General features: G+C 57.8%; 13 protein-coding genes, 1 tRNA gene and 2 pseudogenes. 1 reads left to right on the forward strand and 15 read right to left on the reverse strand.

Annotation, left to right across the window (positions count from 1 at the left end):
- Window positions 1-140: 140 nt before the first annotated feature.
- The 9 genes from BMZ32_RS04850 to rnr form a co-directional block, all read right to left on the reverse strand.
- Window positions 141-2,456, reverse strand: a complete 2,316-nt coding sequence (locus tag BMZ32_RS04850) for a YgiQ family radical SAM protein (protein WP_090241553.1) — start codon at window positions 2,454-2,456, stop codon at window positions 141-143.
- Between the two features lie 263 nt (window positions 2,457-2,719).
- On the reverse strand, window positions 2,720-3,799 hold the full coding sequence (gene alr, locus BMZ32_RS04855; protein ID WP_090241554.1) for an alanine racemase: 1,080 nt from the start codon (window positions 3,797-3,799) through the stop codon (window positions 2,720-2,722).
- Between the two features lie 99 nt (window positions 3,800-3,898).
- The gene (dnaB, locus tag BMZ32_RS04860; protein ID WP_090240196.1) at window positions 3,899-5,293 is read right to left on the reverse strand and encodes a replicative DNA helicase; all 1,395 of its coding nucleotides are present in this window, start codon (window positions 5,291-5,293) and stop codon (window positions 3,899-3,901) included.
- A 115-nt stretch (window positions 5,294-5,408) separates the two neighbouring features.
- Complete coding sequence (gene rplI, locus BMZ32_RS04865; RefSeq protein WP_090240197.1) at window positions 5,409-5,855, reverse strand: 50S ribosomal protein L9; 447 nt, start codon at window positions 5,853-5,855, stop codon at window positions 5,409-5,411.
- Between the two features lie 21 nt (window positions 5,856-5,876).
- Window positions 5,877-6,770 (reverse strand): YybS family protein, encoded by an 894-nt coding sequence (locus BMZ32_RS04870; RefSeq protein ID WP_090240199.1) that lies wholly within the window; start codon window positions 6,768-6,770, stop codon window positions 5,877-5,879.
- Between the two features lie 36 nt (window positions 6,771-6,806).
- On the reverse strand, window positions 6,807-7,037 hold the full coding sequence (gene rpsR, locus BMZ32_RS04875) for a 30S ribosomal protein S18 (protein ID WP_069519637.1): 231 nt from the start codon (window positions 7,035-7,037) through the stop codon (window positions 6,807-6,809).
- Window positions 7,038-7,065: 28 nt separating this feature from the next.
- Complete coding sequence (gene rpsF, locus BMZ32_RS04880) at window positions 7,066-7,488, reverse strand: 30S ribosomal protein S6 (RefSeq protein ID WP_090240200.1); 423 nt, start codon at window positions 7,486-7,488, stop codon at window positions 7,066-7,068.
- Window positions 7,489-7,736: 248 nt separating this feature from the next.
- Entirely contained in the window at window positions 7,737-8,492 is a 756-nt protein-coding gene (gene rlmB / locus BMZ32_RS04885) for a 23S rRNA (guanosine(2251)-2'-O)-methyltransferase RlmB (RefSeq protein WP_090240202.1), read from the reverse strand.
- Window positions 8,489-11,026: a ribonuclease R gene (gene rnr, locus BMZ32_RS04890; RefSeq protein WP_090240203.1), complete on the reverse strand. Its 2,538-nt coding sequence runs from the start codon at window positions 11,024-11,026 to the stop codon at window positions 8,489-8,491. Before rnr ends, rlmB begins: the two co-directional genes overlap by 4 nt.
- A gap of 215 nt (window positions 11,027-11,241) precedes the next feature.
- Between rnr and BMZ32_RS04895 the strand changes: the two genes are divergently transcribed.
- Window positions 11,242-11,328 (forward strand) — tRNA-Leu (locus BMZ32_RS04895).
- A gap of 104 nt (window positions 11,329-11,432) precedes the next feature.
- On the opposite strand, the pseudogene BMZ32_RS19750 reads toward BMZ32_RS04895, so the two are convergent.
- The 6 genes and pseudogenes from BMZ32_RS19750 to hflK form a co-directional block, all read right to left on the reverse strand.
- A pseudogene (locus tag BMZ32_RS19750) lies at window positions 11,433-11,933 on the reverse strand (methyl-accepting chemotaxis protein); the annotation flags it as partial.
- A gap of 357 nt (window positions 11,934-12,290) precedes the next feature.
- Window positions 12,291-13,220: pseudogene (locus tag BMZ32_RS19755) on the reverse strand (HAMP domain-containing protein); the annotation flags it as partial.
- Window positions 13,221-13,504: 284 nt separating this feature from the next.
- Window positions 13,505-14,800: an adenylosuccinate synthase gene (locus BMZ32_RS04905; protein ID WP_090240206.1), complete on the reverse strand. Its 1,296-nt coding sequence runs from the start codon at window positions 14,798-14,800 to the stop codon at window positions 13,505-13,507.
- A gap of 64 nt (window positions 14,801-14,864) precedes the next feature.
- Window positions 14,865-16,052, reverse strand: a complete 1,188-nt coding sequence (locus tag BMZ32_RS04910; RefSeq protein ID WP_090240208.1) for an ATP phosphoribosyltransferase regulatory subunit — start codon at window positions 16,050-16,052, stop codon at window positions 14,865-14,867.
- A gap of 311 nt (window positions 16,053-16,363) precedes the next feature.
- The gene (hflC, locus tag BMZ32_RS04920) at window positions 16,364-17,233 is read right to left on the reverse strand and encodes a protease modulator HflC (protein WP_090240209.1); all 870 of its coding nucleotides are present in this window, start codon (window positions 17,231-17,233) and stop codon (window positions 16,364-16,366) included.
- Window positions 17,233-18,390 (reverse strand): FtsH protease activity modulator HflK, encoded by a 1,158-nt coding sequence (hflK, locus tag BMZ32_RS04925; RefSeq protein ID WP_090240211.1) that lies wholly within the window; start codon window positions 18,388-18,390, stop codon window positions 17,233-17,235. The genes hflC and hflK overlap by 1 nt, the downstream gene beginning before the upstream one ends.
- Between the last annotated feature and the right edge of the window lie 86 nt (window positions 18,391-18,476).

Below are 18,476 nucleotides of genomic sequence, written 5' to 3' on the forward strand. Positions count from 1 at the left end.
CATCTCCCACCACACTATCGACTTGATGGGTTACGCCGCTACGCGACTAACCCATCCTACGGCTGCGCAGTCCCCACCACGCCTGCAACCATCGCCATAAAAAACGCCAGCTCAAGGCTGGCGTTTTTTATGGCGCAGAATCAGCGCGGCACAGCTGGCTTCTTCACGGGTTTCTTGCCCTTACCCTTGGCGGCATCGGAACGCTCTTTGGCGGCCTGCTGGTTGCGCACCTGCGCAGCCGCTTTGGCCTGCTCACGCTTGTCCCATGGGTTGCCACCTGCCGCACCGGTGTCACGCGGCGGCAGGCCGGTGTGCTGGGTCAACATCGGTTTAGCCTTGGTAGTTTCCTTGGCCACTTTGTGGCTGCCCGCCGGCGTCGAGTTTTTACGCCGCGCGCTCTGGTAGCCGTCAGTAGCCGGCTGATGCAGCGGAATCAGCTGATTCTTGCCCGGCCCGATCAGGTCAGTACGGCCCATACGGGTCAATGCTTCACGCAGCATCGGCCAACCTTTCGGGTCGTGATAACGCAAGAAGGCCTTGTGCAGACGACGCTGCTCTTCGCTCTTAACGATGGTCACGCTGTCGCTTTTGTAGCTGACCTTACGCAGCGGGTTCTTGCCCGAATGGTACATGGCCGTGGCCGTGGCCATCGGCGACGGGTAGAAGGCCTGCACTTGGTCGGCCCGGAAGCCGCTGCTTTTCAGCCACAGCGCCAGGTTCATCATGTCTTCGTCGGTGGTGCCCGGGTGCGCAGCGATAAAGTACGGAATTAGGTACTGCTCTTTGCCCGCCTCTTTCGAGTACTTCTCGAACATGCGCTTGAACTTGTCATAGCTGCCGATGCCCGGCTTCATCATCTGATTGAGCGGACCTTCCTCGGTGTGCTCCGGGGCGATCTTCAGGTAACCACCAACGTGGTGGGTGACCAGCTCTTTCACATATTCCGGTGACTCAACAGCGAGGTCGTAACGCAGACCAGAAGCGATCAAAATCTTCTTCACACCCGGCAGGGCACGGGCGCTGCGATACAGCTGAATCAACGACGAGTGATCGGTGTTCAGGTTCGGGCAGATGCCGGGGAACACGCACGACGGCTTACGGCACGCGGATTCAATTTCCGGGCTCTTGCAGGCGATGCGGTACATGTTCGCGGTCGGGCCGCCGAGGTCGGAAATTACCCCGGTAAAGCCCGGCACTTTGTCGCGGATCTCTTCGATCTCGCGAATGATCGATTCTTCCGAACGGTTCTGGATGATGCGGCCTTCGTGCTCGGTAATCGAACAGAAGGTACAGCCGCCAAAACAGCCGCGCATGATGTTCACCGAGAAGCGAATCATGTCGTAGGCGGGAATTTTCTCTTTGCCATACACCGGGTGCGGAACACGCGCATAGGGCATGCCAAACACGTAATCCATCTCTTCGGTGGTCATCGGGATGGGTGGCGGGTTGAACCACACATCCACCTCACCATGTTTCTGCACCAGTGCACGGGCGTTACCCGGATTGGTTTCGAGGTGCAATACCCGGTTGGCGTGGGCATACAGCACCGCGTCGCCACGCACTTTCTCCATCGACGGCAGACGGATCACCGTCTTATCGCGGGTCATGCGTGGGCTAGCCAGCAACTCCACCACCTTGGCTTCGTTCGGGTCTTCAACTGGGCCCTTTTCCTGCTCGATGGCGCAGGCCTGGGTGTCCTGGGTGTTCACGTACGGGTTGATGATCTTGTCGACCTTACCCGGCCGGTCGATACGGGTGGAGTCGACCTCGTACCAGCCCTGCGGCGTGTCACGGCGGATAAACGCGGTGCCGCGCACATCGGTGATGTCTTCGACTTTCTGCCCGTAAGACAGACGCTGGGCCACTTCAACGATGGCGCGTTCGGCGTTGCCATACAGCAGAATATCGGCACTGGCGTCGATCAGGATCGAGTTGCGCACGCGGTCTTGCCAGTAGTCGTAGTGGGCGATACGGCGCAGCGAGGCTTCGATGCCACCGAGCACGATCGGCACGTTTTTATAGGCTTCTTTACAGCGCTGGCTGTACACCAAGCTGGCCCGATCAGGGCGCTTACCGGCCATACCGCCAGGGGTGTAGGCATCATCCGAGCGGATTTTTTTATCGGCGGTGTAGCGGTTGATCATCGAGTCCATGTTGCCGGCCGCGACGCCGAAAAATAGGTTCGGCTCGCCGAGCTTCATAAAGTCGTCTTTCGACTGCCAATTTGGCTGCGCGATGATGCCGACCCGAAAGCCCTGGGACTCTAGCAGCCGGCCGATGATCGCCATACCAAACGAGGGGTGATCAACATAGGCATCACCGGTGACGATGATGATGTCGCAGCTGTCCCAGCCAAGCTGATCCATCTCTTCCCGACTCATCGGCAAGAAAGGCGCAGGGCCGAAACACTCGGCCCAGTACTTTGGATAATCGAATAACGGCTTGGCGGTTTGCATGGACATGGAAAGTGACCGGCGTTGACGAACAGGGATGGTAAATCGCGGCCGCGTAATATAGCACAAAATTTAACCAAACCCGACTCAAACACTAGGATTAATGGCTGTGGTACCGCTGCCAACAGCCCGCCTCGCCTCAGAGGCTTCGCGCGCCACTCGAGGCCCTAAGCCCAGCACGACTCAGATCAGCCGCGCGATGAAGGCGACGCAGGGACTAACGGCGCACGCCTGCAGGAGAGCTGCGCTCAGGTGTACGACCTTGCTCAGCTATTGCGATAGCGCCGCGGCACCCGCGCAGTGACCTTGCTGAGCAGCTCGTAGCCAATAGTACCAGCGGCCTGCGCCACCTCATCTACCGGCAACTGCGCGCCCCATAACTCCACCACATCACCCTCAGCAGCATCGGGCAGGTCGGTCAAATCAACGCTTAGCATATCCATCGATACCCGCCCGACCAGCGCTACGCGCTGACCTCGCACGATCACTGGCGTACCCGTCGGAGCATGCCGCGGATAGCCATCGGCATAACCGCAACTCACCGTACCAATACGTGACTGCCGTTCGGCGCACCAGCTAGCGCCATAACCGACGGCCTCACCAACGGCCACATCGCGACAGGCAATCAGCTGCGCCGTCAGGCTCATCGCCGGGCGCACACTCAACTCTGCCGCAGTCAAATCAGCGAATGGCGTCGCGCCGTAGAGCATGATGCCGGGGCGCAGCCAATCCATATGCGCCGCCGGAATGGTCAGAATCGCCGCCGAGTTAGCCAGTGAGCGCTGGGCAAAATCCAGGTCTAGTAGCTCGAGAAACTGCTCAAGCTGCAGCTCGATGGTTTCACTGCCGCGCTCATCCGCGCAGGCAAAGTGGCTAAGCAAATTCAACTCAGCGACCTGCACCGCGCCGTGCAGATGCCCGTGCCATTCACGCAGCGCAGCCGCACTAAAACCCAGCCGATGCATACCACTGTCGAGTTTCAACCAAACATTCAACGGCCGACTCAGCGTGGCCGCGAGCAACTGCTGTGCCTGCAGGGCATTGTGTAGCACCACGTCCAGGCCTAGCTGCGCAGCAAATTGATATTCATCCGCAGCAAAGCAACCTTCTAGCAGCAGGATGCGCGCTTCGCCATGTAAGGCACGCACCTCAGCGGCCTCCTCCAGGCAGGCCACAGCAAAGCCATCGGCGATACCGTGCAGGGCCGTCACCACCTCGCGCACGCCGTGCCCATAGGCATTCGCCTTGACCACTGCAAACGCCTGTCGCCCCGGCGCGCAACGCTTGGCCACGGCATAATTGTGAGTGATCGCAGACAAATCGATGGAGGCAACAAGCGGGCGCATGACAGCAATGTCCTTAAAAAAACGGGCGCCCAGTTTAACCACTGGCCGCCCGTTTTTATTGATCTGGCTCGCTAAGACGCTGCGTTGCACGCCATAGCGTCAATCTTCGTCGAACTGATAACTGCCTGGCGCGAGGTTTTCGAAGCGCGAATACTTACCGAGGAAGGCCAGCCGCGCGGTTCCCAACGGGCCGTTACGCTGTTTACCGATGATGATCTCAGCGACGCCCTTGTACTCGGTCTCAGGGTGATACACCTCGTCGCGGTAAACGAACATGATGATGTCGGCGTCCTGCTCGATGGCCCCAGACTCACGCAGGTCGGAGTTGATCGGGCGCTTATTCGGGCGCTGTTCGAGGCCGCGATTGAGCTGTGACAAGGCGATTACCGGGCAGTTAAATTCTTTGGCCAAGGCCTTCAGCGAGCGGGAGATTTCGGAAATCTCGTTAACTCGACTGTCGCTGCTGGAGCCGGGAATCTGCATCAACTGCAGGTAGTCGACCATGATCAGGCCAATCTCGCCGTGCTCACGGGCCAAGCGTCGTGTGCGCGCGCGCATTTCCGAAGGCGAGATGCCAGCCGTATCGTCAATAAACAGCTTGCGGTCGTTAAGTAGATTGACCGCCGAGGTTAGCCGCGGCCAGTCGTCATCGTCGAGCCGACCGGCACGAACCTTGGTTTGATCGATGCGACCCAAAGAGGCGAGCATACGCATGACGATGGAGTCGGAGGGCATCTCTAGGGAGTACACCATCACCACCTTGTCGCTGCGCATCAGGGCGTTTTCCACCAGGTTCATGGCAAAGGTGGTTTTACCCATGGACGGACGACCGGCAACAATGACCAAGTCTGCCGGTTGCAAGCCACTGGTCAGGTCGTCCAGCTCATTAAAGCCAGTGGACAGGCCGGTGATCGCATCGCCGTTATTGAACAGGGTGTCGATACGGTCGATGGCCTTGACCAGAATATCGTTGATCCCAATCGGGCCGCCGGTCTTCGGCCGCGCCTCAGCGATCTGAAAGATCAGACGCTCGGCCTCATCGAGAATTTCGGCACCGGTGCGGCCTTGCGGCATATAAGCGCTGTCGGCGATTTCGCCACTGATGCCGATCAGCTGGCGCAGCGTAGCGCGCTCGCGAATGATCTGCGCATAGGCCTTGATGTTGGCCACCGATGGGATATTTTTCGCCAACTCGCCGAGATAAGCCAACCCGCCGACCTGCGAAAGCTGCCCTTCTTGGTCCAGCTGCTCGGACACAGTCACCACGTCAAAAGGGTGGTTGCGCTCCGCCAGCTTGAAGACAGCACGGAAGATCAGGCGGTGATCGTGCCGATAGAAATCACCATCGGACACCGCATCAAGCACGCGCTCCCAAGCATTGTTGTCGAGCATCAAGCCACCCAGCACGGCTTGCTCAGCCTCGATCGAGTGCGGCGGCACCTTCAGGGCAGAGGTTTGCAGGTCGTACTGTTCGGGCAGGCTGATGTCGTTCATAAGGCTCAGGAAAACAATTCTATTTTTGAAAAACAAAGGGCACGGCATCACTTTCGCAATGCCGTGCCCGATGTTAGCGAGCCTACACCTAAGTGCAAGCCCGTTCAGCAGCCCATTAGGCGGCTACAACAACAACCCTAACGGTTGCTTCAACGTCGCTGTGCAGGTGCACGGCTACGTCGTATTCGCCGAGGTGGCGAATGGTGCCGTTCGGCAGACGCACTTCAGCTTTAGCCACTTCAACGCCAGAGGCGGTCAGGGCTTCAGCGATGTCGTGAGTACCGATGGAGCCGAACAGCTTGCCTTCATCGCCCGCAGTAGCGGTAATGGTGACTTCCAGTTCAGCCAACTGAGCAGCACGGGATTCAGCGTAAGCTTTCTTCTCGGCAGCCAGTTTTTCCAGCTCAGCGCGACGGGCTTCAAACGTTGCAATGTTTGCAGCGGTTGCAGCAGTAGCTTTGCCTTTCGGCAGCAGGAAGTTACGACCGTAACCGGACTTAACATTCACTTTATCGCCCAGGTTGCCCAGGTTGGCGATTTTTTCCAGCAGGATCAGTTCCATTTGGTAATAACCTCTTAACTTTTAACCTTCACCGTTCGTAGGGCCCGAGCCTTGTTTACGCTCAAAGCGACCACGAAAATCAAACAGACTGTCGACAATGGCCAAAACCACCAGTAACGGATAAGTCAGCTGCATAAACAGCAACAGCGTGATGTACAACCCAACCAGCCAGAACTTGCCTAGCCGACCTTGCGCCACCACCCCATGCAACAGGGCGATACCCGCAAACGCTAACGGCACACTGCACAACGGGGTCAACATGGCCATTTGCGGACCCAGATTGGGCCCCAACAGCATGCCGACCAACAGCAACATCGCCAGCGGTGGAGGGAGGCGTAGCGCGCGAAACTCACTGCCAAAACCACCCGGGTTATACAACTGCGCCTGCCAGAAGCGCCCAAGCATCAGGCTCAACAAGCTGACTATCTGCAACAACGCCGCGATCAAGCCGGTCAGTACCGGTGCAATCAGGCTATCCAAACGCGCTCGCTCATCCACCGACATTTGCTGGTGAACCCCTTCGAGCATTTGCGGCATGAGCTTCTGCAGCTCAAGCGCCATTGCCTCGATGGGCTCGCGGAACACCGCGCCCAAGACCAACCCGTACACCAAGCCCAATGCCACACTGCAAAGCAGTACACGATTCCAGGACAGATTAGCGCGCAATAACAACGCTAACCCCAGCGCACCGAGCAACACCAACAGGGTGCGCGGCTCACCAAAATACCACCAGCCAATGGCCGGCAGCAGGGCCCAAACGAGGATGCCAATGGCATCACTCCAACCGCGCCGCAGAAGCACCAGGCTTCCAGCGGCAGCACTTAACCAGAACAACAACGGCAATGCCGCAGAAACCACCACTACGAGAGTGGCCTGCATACGGCCGCGCATAATGAATTCAGCTAAGGCGCGCATGCAATTTATCCCTTACTTCTTGTCGAACATCTGGTCTCAGCGGCCGTGGCTGTCGGTGTAAGGCAGCAGGGCCAGGAAGCGGGCGCGCTTGATAGCGGTAGCCAGCTGACGCTGATAACGAGCCTTAGTACCGGTGATACGGCTAGGAACGATCTTGCCGGTTTCCGAGATGTAAGCTTTCAGCGTGTTGAGATCTTTGAAATCGATCTCTTTCACTTCTTCTGCGGTGAAACGGCAGAATTTACGACGACGGAAGAAACGTGCCATGAGAGTGGCTCCTCAATAGATCCGTGGATTACTCGTCAGCGTTGTCGCTGTCGTTGTTGTCGCTGTCATCGCCATCAGTAGAATCGGCGTTTTCAGGACGGTCACGACGCTCACGGCGCTCACTGCGGTTTTCTTCGGCCTTGAGCATCTCGGACTGGTCGATAACGGCCTCGTCGCGACGGATGACCAAGTTACGGATCACGGCATCGTTGTAACGGAAGTTGTCTTCCAGCTCAGCCAAAGCTTTGCCAGTGCACTCAACGTTAAGCATCACGTAGTGAGCCTTGTGGACGTTGTTGATGGCGTAAGCCAGCTGACGACGACCCCAATCTTCTAGGCGATGAATCTTGCCGCCGTCTTCTTCGATCAGCTTGGTGTAACGCTCAACCATGCCGCCGACTTGCTCGCTCTGGTCCGGGTGAACCAGAAAGATGATTTCGTAATGACGCATAAATGCTCCTTACGGGTTGTAGCCTGCCGCGAAGTGCGGTCAGGCAAGGAGTGAATTTCACTTGTTTGTCTTGCTGAAACAGAAAGGCGCAAACACGCCTGCCGTAGCGGCAAGGGGCGCTATTCTAGTGAAGCACCCTGCCACACGCAAGACGAACTGGTGATTAATTGAACAATCAGGCGTCAGCGAGAAAAGTAATCTTTCTCCCGCCAAAGAACGCCGAGCGCCCTTGGCGCCCAGCCCAAGTGTTACTTCTTCTTGCCGCCAGCCTTGCGCTGACGCAATGCCTCAAACAGGCAAACACCGGTCGCCACTGAGACGTTGAGACTGCTGACGCTGCCCTCCATCGGCAGCTTGACTAGGTAATCGCAATGCTCACGCGTCAGACGACGCATGCCCTTGCCTTCTGCCCCCATGATCAGCACGGTCGGCCCGGTCAGGTCATGATCATACAAGTCCATCTCCGCCTCACCGGCCGTACCCACAATCCACAGGCCACGCTGCTGGAGCTTCTCCAGGCTGCGCGCAAGATTGGTCACCGCCACCAAGGGAATCACCTCGGCAGCACCACAGGCCACTTTGCGCACGGTAGCGTTGAGTGTGGCGGATTTATCCTTGGGCACAATCACCGCTAGCGCACCGGCCGCATCGGCGGTGCGCAGGCAAGCACCCAGATTATGTGGATCAGTCACACCGTCGAGCACCAACAACAAGGGCGCACCCTCGGTACGATCAAGTAGCTCATCGAGCATGGCCTCACCCCAGACCTGACTAGGGCTAACATCAGCCACAACGCCCTGATGCACACCCTCGACCCACGAGTCCATCTCGCGACGCTCGCACTGACCGACCGCAACCCGCGAATCCGCAGCCAAGGCCAGGAGCACCTGCACGCGAGGGTCATTACGCCCCTCGGCTAACCAGATTTGCTTAACCCGCTTAGGGTGATGACGCAACAGCGCCTCTACCGCATGCACGCCGTAGATTTTTTCCAGCTGACTCATGACTTCGCCTTACGTTTGCGCGGCCCACTTGACGATGGCGCACCACCCGCAGCAGCACCCTTACGATGGGAGCTCGACTTACCCGGCTTTGCCGCCGACTCGCCTTTGGGCGAACCCTTGGCGGGCTTGCTCTTTGAATCATTGAGCAGCGACTTTTTCAGCGCGCGACTCTTGTCTACATCAGAGCCAGCCGACGCTTTACGCTCGCCGCGACGTCCAGTCTTGCCCGCCGCCGATTCAAAACCGCCGCGACGCGTGCCAGCAGGCGCTGCAACCTTTTCTTCGGCCAACTCGAAATCGATCTTGCGCTCATCAAGATCGACGCGCATGACCTTGACCTCGATGCTATCGCCCAGACGGAAGCTACGCCCACTGCGCTCGCCCGCCAGACGGTGATGCACTGGATCGAAGTGATAGTAATCACCCGGCAAGGCGGTCACGTGCACCAGCCCTTCAACATAGATGTCCTTCAATTCGACGAACAGACCAAAACCAGTCACTGCGGTAATCACACCGGGGAAGGTTTCACCGACGCGGTCTTTCATAAACTCGCACTTGAGCCAGTTCACCACATCGCGAGTCGCCTCATCGGCACGACGCTCGGACATCGAGCACTGTTCGCCGAGCTGTTCGAGAATCGGATCATCGTACGGATAGATACGCGCACGCGGCATGATTGCAGCACCCGCGCGCTTGACGTGCGGCGTGTCGAGCTTGGAGCGAATCACACTGCGAATCGCCCGATGGATCAATAGATCTGGGTAGCGACGAATCGGCGAAGTGAAGTGCGCATACGCCTCATAATTCAGGCCGAAGTGGCCCTGATTGTCGGCACTGTAAACCGCCTGACTGAGGGAGCGCAGCATCACGGTCTGGATCAGGTGGTAATCAGGCCGCCCGCGAATGCTTTCCAGCAACTGCTGATAGTCCTTCGGCGTAGGGCCGTCTTTGGACTTACCGCGATGCAGCGAGAGACCAAGCTCGGTGAGGAACGCTTTCAGTTTTTCTACACGCTCTGGCGGCGGACCATCATGCACACGATACAGCGCAGGGATTTCATGCTTCTGCATAAACGCTGCAGTCGCGACGTTGGCGGCGAGCATGCACTCTTCAATCAACTTGTGCGCATCGTTGCGCTGAGTCGGGCAAATATCCGAAATCTTGCGATCTGCACCGAAGATGATCCGAGTTTCCTGGGTTTCAAAGTCGATGGCGCCGCGCTCATGGCGCGCCGCCAGCAAGACCTGGTACAGCGAATACAGCTGCTTGAGATGCGGCAGCACCTCGTTGTATTCCCCACGCAGGGCTTTGCCTTCAGTGCTTTTCGGCTGTTCAAGCATGGCACTGACCTTGTTGTAGGTCAGGCGCGCATGGGAATGGATCACCGCCTCATAGAACTGATAGTCGGTCATCTTGCCGGTTTTCGAGATACTGATCTCGCAGACCATGGCCAAACGATCTACCTGCGGATTCAGCGAGCAGAGACCATTGGACAGCTCTTCTGGCAACATCGGAATAACGCGCTCGGGGAAGTACACCGAGTTGCCTCGCACCTGAGCCTCAGCATCCAGCGCAGAATCTATTTTCACATAATGAGAAACGTCAGCGATGGCGACATAGAGCTTCCAGCCGCCAGAGAATAACCGCCAGTTACTGCCGTTCTTCTCACAGTAAACTGCGTCATCAAAGTCACGAGCATCTTCACCATCGATGGTCACGAACGGCAGATGGCGCAGGTCAATACGTTTCTCTTTGTCCTTCTCTTCAACTTCCGGCTTGAGCTTGCCCGCCTCTTTGACCACAGCCTCAGGCCACACATGGGGAATATCGTAGCTGCGCAGTGCAACATCGATTTCCATGCCAGGGGCCATGTAGTTACCAACCACTTCAACCACATCACCTTGCGGCTGGAAGCGTGTAGTCGGCCAGTGGGTGATTTTCACCTCAACAAACTGGCCCTGCTTAGCACTTGCGTTACGCCCTGGCGTCACCAGCACTTCTTGCTGGATCTTCGGGTTATCCGCGACAACAAAGCCGACACCACTTTCTTCGTAGTAACGACCGACGATGCTTTCATGCGCGCGGAGGATCACCTCCACCACAGCACCTTCACGACGGCCACGCCGGTCGAGCCCAGAAACTCGCGCCAACGCACGGTCGCCATCGAACACCAAGCGCATCTGCGCAGGACTCAGGAATAAGTCATCACTGCAGTCATCCGGCACCAGAAAACCAAAACCATCACGGTGGCCACTGACGCGCCCCAGAATCAGGTCGAGCTTGTCTACCGGCGCATAAGTTCCACGACGGGTATAGATCAGCTGACCATCGCGTTCCATGGCGCGCAAACGACGACGCAGCGCTTCGAGCTGCTCATCAGTGGCCATACCGAACTCATCGGCCAGCTCTTCACGGCTCGCAGGAGAGCCACGGTCAGACAAGTGCTGCAGGATCAGCTCGCGACTTGGGATGGGGTTTTCGTATTTTTCCGCTTCACGAGCGGCCTCGGGATCGAGGGATTGCCAATCGGCCATTAGAGGTAATTCACCTTATCTACACAAATTCGGTTTGCCATGTGCCTATTGAAGCGCGAAACCACTGTCCAGGTCAGCACAGCACACAGAATAAAATATTTTAACAACAGGGGTTTACAAGTAAAAACCCGGTCCGTATTATGCGCGCCACAACGACGGGAAACGAAGTTAACCGAGTTGTAGTTGATCGCAAATAAGCTTTTTTTGCAATCAATGCCCAGGTGGTGAAATTGGTAGACACGCCAGCTTCAGGTGCTGGTGACCTTACGGTCGTGGAAGTTCGAGTCTTCTCCTGGGCACCAATTCAAAAAACCGAGCTACTGGCTCGGTTTTTTATTGGGCGCGATTTAACACAGCAGATCCAAGCAATACGGCGGACGCATGCGCCCATCCGCCGCAAGACGACTTAAACGCGAAACTGCCCCAAGCTAGCCTTGAGCTTCTTCGCCAGCCCATCCAATACCCGACCGCTATTGGCTGTGGCCGCCACCGCTTCCGCCGCACGCTGCGCTTCGACATGTATCACTTCGACACGGCCACGCACAGCATCCGCGCCGCTTGCCTGATGCGCCGCTGCTTCGCTCGCAGCATTGATTGCACCGTGCACCTCCTCCACCGCATCACGCACCGACTGCTGTACCTGCGCACTTTCACGCAACGCTGCCAAACCCTGACCCGCCTGCTTACCCGCCTGACCAATCGCCTCAACCGCTTCGCGCGCGCCCTGTTGCAGCGCACCGATATGGGCCTGAATATCGCCCGTGGACTGCTGCGTCTTACTGGCCAAAGCCCGCACTTCGTCCGCCACAACAGCAAAACCGCGACCGCTTTCACCCGCCCGCGCGGCCTCAATCGCGGCATTCAGCGCCAGCAGGTTGGTTTGCTCGGCGATGGAGCGAATCACCGTCAGCACCACTTCGATTTGCTCACTTTGCTTAGCCAGCCGCTCGATCACTGCCGAACCAGTTTCTACACGCAACACCAACTCTTCGATCGAACCACCCACACGCAGCGCAATCGCAGCGTTCTCGTCCGCGGCCTGGCGAATCGCCCCGACGCGCTGCAGAGCCTCACGCATAGCCAGGCTTTCTGCCTGCGCCTCACCTGCCATTTCAGCCAAGGCCTGCAGGCTACCCGCCACTTCATCGCGCTGACGCTCAGCGGCCGACTCGGCCGCTGCACTACGGGCCGCCAGATGACCAATTTCCTGCCCAGTGAGTGATGCCACCTCACCCGCCTCACGTACAATCGGCTGCAACTTGGCGACGAAACGATTGACCGCTGCCGCCATGTCGCCAATTTCATCACGGCTATTGAGCTCCACTCGGCGAGTCAGATCCCCCTCGCCCGCCGCCCAATCATTCAATACCGCAATCAAGGTATGCAGCTTGCTGACCACTCGCCGCCCCAGCACCAGCGCCAACACCAGCAAAATCACCAACGCCACCGCCATCAACCCCACACTGATATTCCAGCGCAACCCGGCGGCAGCCTGTTGGACCACCTCACGACTGCTCTGCTCCATACCGCCAGCCGTATCACGGGCAATACTCAAACGCGCCGCTAACGCATCCGCACTGCTGGTGGCCGCACCGCTTAAACTGTCAGAAACCAAGCGCCCGCTACTGCCGATCAGATCGACGAAGCGCGCATCCAGCTTCGCCAACTCTTCATCTACCGACGCAGTGGAAACCCCCAATAGAACCTTGCCTATATCAGAACCCATCGGACTGATCGTGGCCTCGGCGATGTACACACCTGAATCACTCGCCGCCGCCTGCAGCACTTTATCCAGCGCACCGCCACCCTCACCCTTAGCCAGCAGCGCACGCACGCGTGAATCCTGGCGGTTAAGGTGCCGCGTCAGGCGCTTACCTTGCGCATCGAGATACACCGCAAATAAAACTGATGGATTGCGGTGCGCGCCACGCACCAATTCGGTCAGCGCGGGCACGTCGGCATCCCAAATTGCCTTGGGCGCAACAGCCGACAACAGCTGCGCCAGCTCGTCCGCAGAGCGCTTGAGGTTACTGTCCAGCACCGCGCGGATTTGCACCTGCTCCTCACCCAGTCGAGCGGAAAGGCCTTTGGCTAACTGGGCCTGAGTACTAATGGAAAGACTGTCCAAGCCACCGCGCACTTCCTCACCGGCCTTCGTCAGCTCATCTACTAACCGCGCGGTATCCGCTTGCATCCCTTTAGCCAGTTCAGCCTCAAGCGTCGCCACCGTGGTCCGCGTTAGCGCCACCGCAACCACAACTTGAACCAGCAGGGCTACGCCCAGCGCCAAAAACACCGGCAGCAACAAACGACTGCGCAATACAGAAATAATGGCAAACACGGCAGAAACTCCTAGCAACGGTACTACCTATAACGGCGGCAAAGCTGACTTATGAAGGCCAGCCCAGATATTTTTACCTGCGCCAGAAACGAAAAAGGGTCGCCAATTAGCGACCCTTTGTGCACTGCATGCGACTATCAGGCAAACGGATGACGCAACACAATAGTCTCGTTGCGGTCCGGGCCGGTGGAAACGATATCAACCGGCGCACCCACCAACTCCTCCACACGCTTGATGTAAGCACGCGCAGCCTCCGGCAGTTCTTCCAGGGTTTTGGCGCCCAGAGTCGACTCGCTCCAACCTGGCAGCTCCTCGTAAACCGGCTGCAGACCCAAGTAGCTATCGGCATCAGTAGGCGCATCAACCAGTACATCGCCATTCTGATCTTTGTAGCCAACGCAGATACGGATGGTTTCCAGGCCGTCGAGCACGTCGAGCTTGGTCAAGCACAGACCAGAGATGCTGTTGATCTCGATGGCGCGACGCAGAATTACGGCATCAAACCAACCGCAACGACGCGCACGACCGGTGGTAGAGCCGAACTCATGACCACGCTTGGCGAGGAAGGCGCCAGTTTCATCAAACAACTCAGTCGGGAACGGACCAGCACCCACGCGCGTGGTGTAAGCCTTGGTGATGCCAAGGATGTAATCCAGGTACATCGGGCCAAAACCGGAGCCAGTAGCAATACCGCCTGCCGTGGTGTTGGAACTGGTGACGTAGGGATAAGTACCGTGGTCGATGTCCAGCAGCGAGCCCTGTGCACCTTCAAACATGATGTCCTTACCATCACGACGCATGCCATGCAGCACAGCAGTTACGTCAGTCATCATCGGCTTGAGCAGCTCGGCGTATTCCATGCACTCGTCGAGCGTCTTCTGGAAGTCGATGGCCGGCTCTTTGTAGTAATTAACCAGCACGAAGTTGTGATAATCCAAGAGCTCGGCAAGCTTGGTAGCGAAACGCTCTGGGTTGAACAAGTCGCCAATACGCAGACCGCGACGCGCCACCTTATCCTCATAGGCCGGGCCAATGCCACGACCCGTGGTGCCAATTTTGGCATCACCACGTGCTTTTTCGCGCGCCTGATCCAGGGCCACGTGATACTGCAAAATCAGCGGGCAAGATGGGCTAATGCGCAGACGCTCACGCACCGGCACGCCCTTCTCTTCCAGCTTGAGGATTTCACGCATCAGTGCATCAGGCGCAACCACCACGCCGTTGCCGATCAGGCACTGCACGTTTTCGCGCAGGATGCCGGAGGGGATCAGGTGCAGAACGGTCTTCTCGCCGTCGATCACCAGGGTGTGGCCCGCATTGTGACCACCCTGGTAACGCACAACAGCTGCAGCCTGTTCGGTCAGCAGGTCGACGATCTTACCTTTGCCTTCATCGCCCCACTGGGTGCCCAGGACTACGACATTCTTACCCATAACACTAACCCTCTTCGCAAACTGGATGCCGGCCACAGCCGACGGAATCTTTTCGTACGACTAATCAGATTGTCAGCGCAGCTAACTGCCAACGCCCATCACGCAACAACAACTGACGATCGCAGCCTGCCACCTCGGCATCAGCCGCGGCCTGCCCAGGTAAAGCCTGAACCACCCGCAGCCCATCAAGACGCAAACGCTGAATCGCCTGCCACAAAAATACATCATGGCTATCTGGCGCCCAGATACCCGCGGGCACATCACCTAACTGCATTTGACCCAGGCTGACCAGGGTTTTCAGGTCGGTAGAGAAGCCTGTCGCCGGACGTGCGCGACCAAAATCAGCACCTATGTCGTCATAACGACCGCCTTGAGCGATCGCATAACCAACCCCCGGCACAAAAGCGGCAAACACTACACCGGTGTGGTAGTGATAGCCGCGCAACTCGCCCAGATCAAAGTACAGCGGTAGTTCTGGGTAGCGCAGGCTCAATGCATCGGCTATCGCCATCAGGTCATCCAGCGCCGCATGCACATCATCCGGCGCATCAACCAAGCAGGCCTGGGCCAGATCCAGCACGTCACGCCCACCACAGAGCTCGCTGAGCGCGCGCAGCATTTTGCGCAGGTCATCCGGCAACGCATCGGTCAGCTCGGCAACCTCATCCACAGCCTTACGCTGCAGCGCATCGAACAGCTGCTGCTCAACCTCCCCCGACAACGCAGCGGCGCGTGCCAAGCCGCGATAAATACCGACATGACCAAGGTCCATGTGCACATCCGGCACCACCGCCAGCTCAAGGGTATTGACCAACAGGCTGATCACTTCCACATCACTGGCCGGACTGGCGTCGCCATACAACTCCGCACCCAACTGAATTGGACTGCGCGACGTTGTCAGCGCACGCGGCTGGGCATGGACCACACTGCCGGCATAGCACAGACGACTAGGTCCCTCACGACGCAAGGTATGCGCATCAATGCGCGCCACTTGCGGCGTGATATCAGCACGAAAGCCCATCTGCCGCCCGGACAACGGATCGGTCACCTTAAAGGTACGCAGGTCCAGATCCTGACCTGCGCCCGTGAGCAGCGACTCCAGATATTCGATATGCGGCGTCACCACGAACTCATAGCCCCAGCGCTGGAACAGGTCCAGCACCTGACGGCGTGCCACTTCAATATACCCCGCGTACGGCGGCAGTACTTCTTCGATGCCATCTGGTAGTAGCCAGCGGTCTACGGTTGCCATTTCGCCATTCCCCTTTTGGATCGGGCAGCACAAGCGCTCAGTGAACGCCAATAAAGAACAGTTGCTGCCAGCAGCATGCTGGCCAACCCGATCAGACGCAGCCGCCGTTCAGACAATAAAAGCGCGTCACGCCAACGGCGCAAACACGGAAAGGTCAGGAGCCCTCTAGCACCAGTACAAGACATGATGCGATGGCCTATTTCTGCCACATGCTTCCCGCAGACGCAAAAAAGCCGGGATTTCCCCGGCTGCCGCATCATACCACGTTTTCCAAAAGGATCACCCCGACGGCTACCCGCCGGGGTGACGACTTAAGGCTTGGACTTCTCGAGGTAACGGAAGAAGTCGCTACTCGGATCCAGCACCAGCACATCACGCTTATCGGCGAAGCTCTCGCGATAGGCTCTCAAGCTGCGATAGAACGAGTAGAACTCCTGATCCATACCATAGGCTTTGGAATAGATTGCAGCAGCCTGGGCATCACCCTCACCGCGCAACTCTTCAGCCTGACGGTAAGCGTCTGCCAGCAACACACGGCGCTGGCGATCAGCATCTGCTCTAATACCTTCGGCAAGCTCACGACCCTTGGCACGGTGCTCACGCGCTTCACGCTCACGCTCAGAGCCCATGCGGTCGAATACGCTGCGATTGACCTCCTTCGGCAGGTCGATGGTCTTGACGCGCACGTCCACCACCTCGATACCCAGTTCCTTCTGCGCAGCCCGATTCAGTGATGCAGTCACGTCAGCCATCAAGGCATCACGCTCGCCCGACACGGACTCATGCAGGGTGCGCTTACCGAACTGGTCACGCAGCGAAGCCTCTAGACGACGCGCCAGGCGCTCGTCAGCAATCTGCTTAATACCCGAGGTCGCGGTGTAGTAACGCTCAGCATCCAGCACACGCCACTTGGCGAAAGCATCAACCATCAATGCTTTCTTCTCCAGCGTGAGAAAACGAGAGCTGGTGGAGTCCAGCGTCAGCAGGCGCGCGTCAAACTTACGCACCTGATTGACGTATGGAATCTTCACATGCAGACCCGGCTGCACATCAGGCTGAACGATACGGCCGAACTGCAACAGCACCGCCCGCTCAGTCTGCGCCACGATATAGAAGCTATTCCAGGCAACGATCGCCAGAACGACGCCAACAATCAGGGCAATCAGTGATTTATTGCTCATCAGCGACTCTCCCTTGTACGCAGCTCAACCTGACGCGGGTCAACATTCACACGCGATCCAACATCCGCAGCACTCGCGGAACCGGAAATCGAGCTTGGCGCAGACGAATTACGACCATCGATCATCTTGTCCAGCGGCAGGTAGAGCAGATTATTTTGCCCTTTATCACCGGTTACCAGCACCTTGCTGGTGTTGGTCATTAGCTCTTGCATGGTGTCCAAGTAGAGACGCTCACGTGTCACCTCAGGCGCCTTGCGGTACTCGGTCACCAATGCAGTGAAGCGATCCGCCTCACCCTGTGAGCGCGAGACAACTTCGTCACGGTAGCCGCTGGCATCCTCAATCAGGCGCTGCGCCTGACCACGGGCTTCGGGCACTACACCGTTGGCATAGGTTTCAGCCTGGTTCTTCTCACGCTGCTCGTCTTCACGGGCACGGATCACGTCATCAAAGGCCTCTTGTACTTCACGCGGCGCAGCCGCGCTCTGCAAGTTGACCTGAGTGACCGCAATACCGGTGCGGTAGTTGTCGAGGAACCGCTGCAAGCGCTCTTTAACTTCGCTGGCCATCAACTCACGACCTTCGGTCAGCACCTGATCCATCTCGGTGGATCCCACCACGTGGCGTACAGCACTGTCAGTGGCATGCTGCAGGCTGATTTCCGGCTGATCAACGTTGAGTACGAAATCCTGTAAGTTGCTGATTTTGTACTGAACGGTCAACGGCACTTCGATAATGTTCTCGTCCTCGGTCAACATCTGCCCTTGCTTGCTGTAAGCACGCTCGCGGGTGACATTTTCCTGGAACTTACGATCAATCGGCGGGAAATAGATATTCAGGCCCGGGCCGACTGTTTCGTAGTACTTACCGAAGCGCAGCACCACTGCCTGCTCCTGCTCATCGACGACATAGATCGCGCTGTACAGCCAGACCGCAGCCAGCAAGCCAAGGCCCACAAAGAGCAGACCGAAACCGCCACCACCGCCTGAGCCAGCTTCGCTGCCTCGTTTTTTGCCGCCACCGAACAGCCCATTCAGGCTCTCCTGCAGCTTACGGAAGGCTTCATCGATATCCGGTGGTCCCTTGCGATCACCGTTCTTACGGCCACCCCATGGGTCCTGATTATTCGAGTTGCCACCCGGCTCATTCCAAGCCATAGCGCTCTCCATCTGATAAAGCAAAGACGCACCCGCGGCGCGTCAGCCAATGCTACAGAATGCATGCACCCAGCGGCAAAGTCGCT

The organism is Pseudomonas guineae (assembly GCF_900113745.1).
Lineage (GTDB): Bacteria > Pseudomonadota > Gammaproteobacteria > Pseudomonadales > Pseudomonadaceae > Aquipseudomonas > Aquipseudomonas guineae.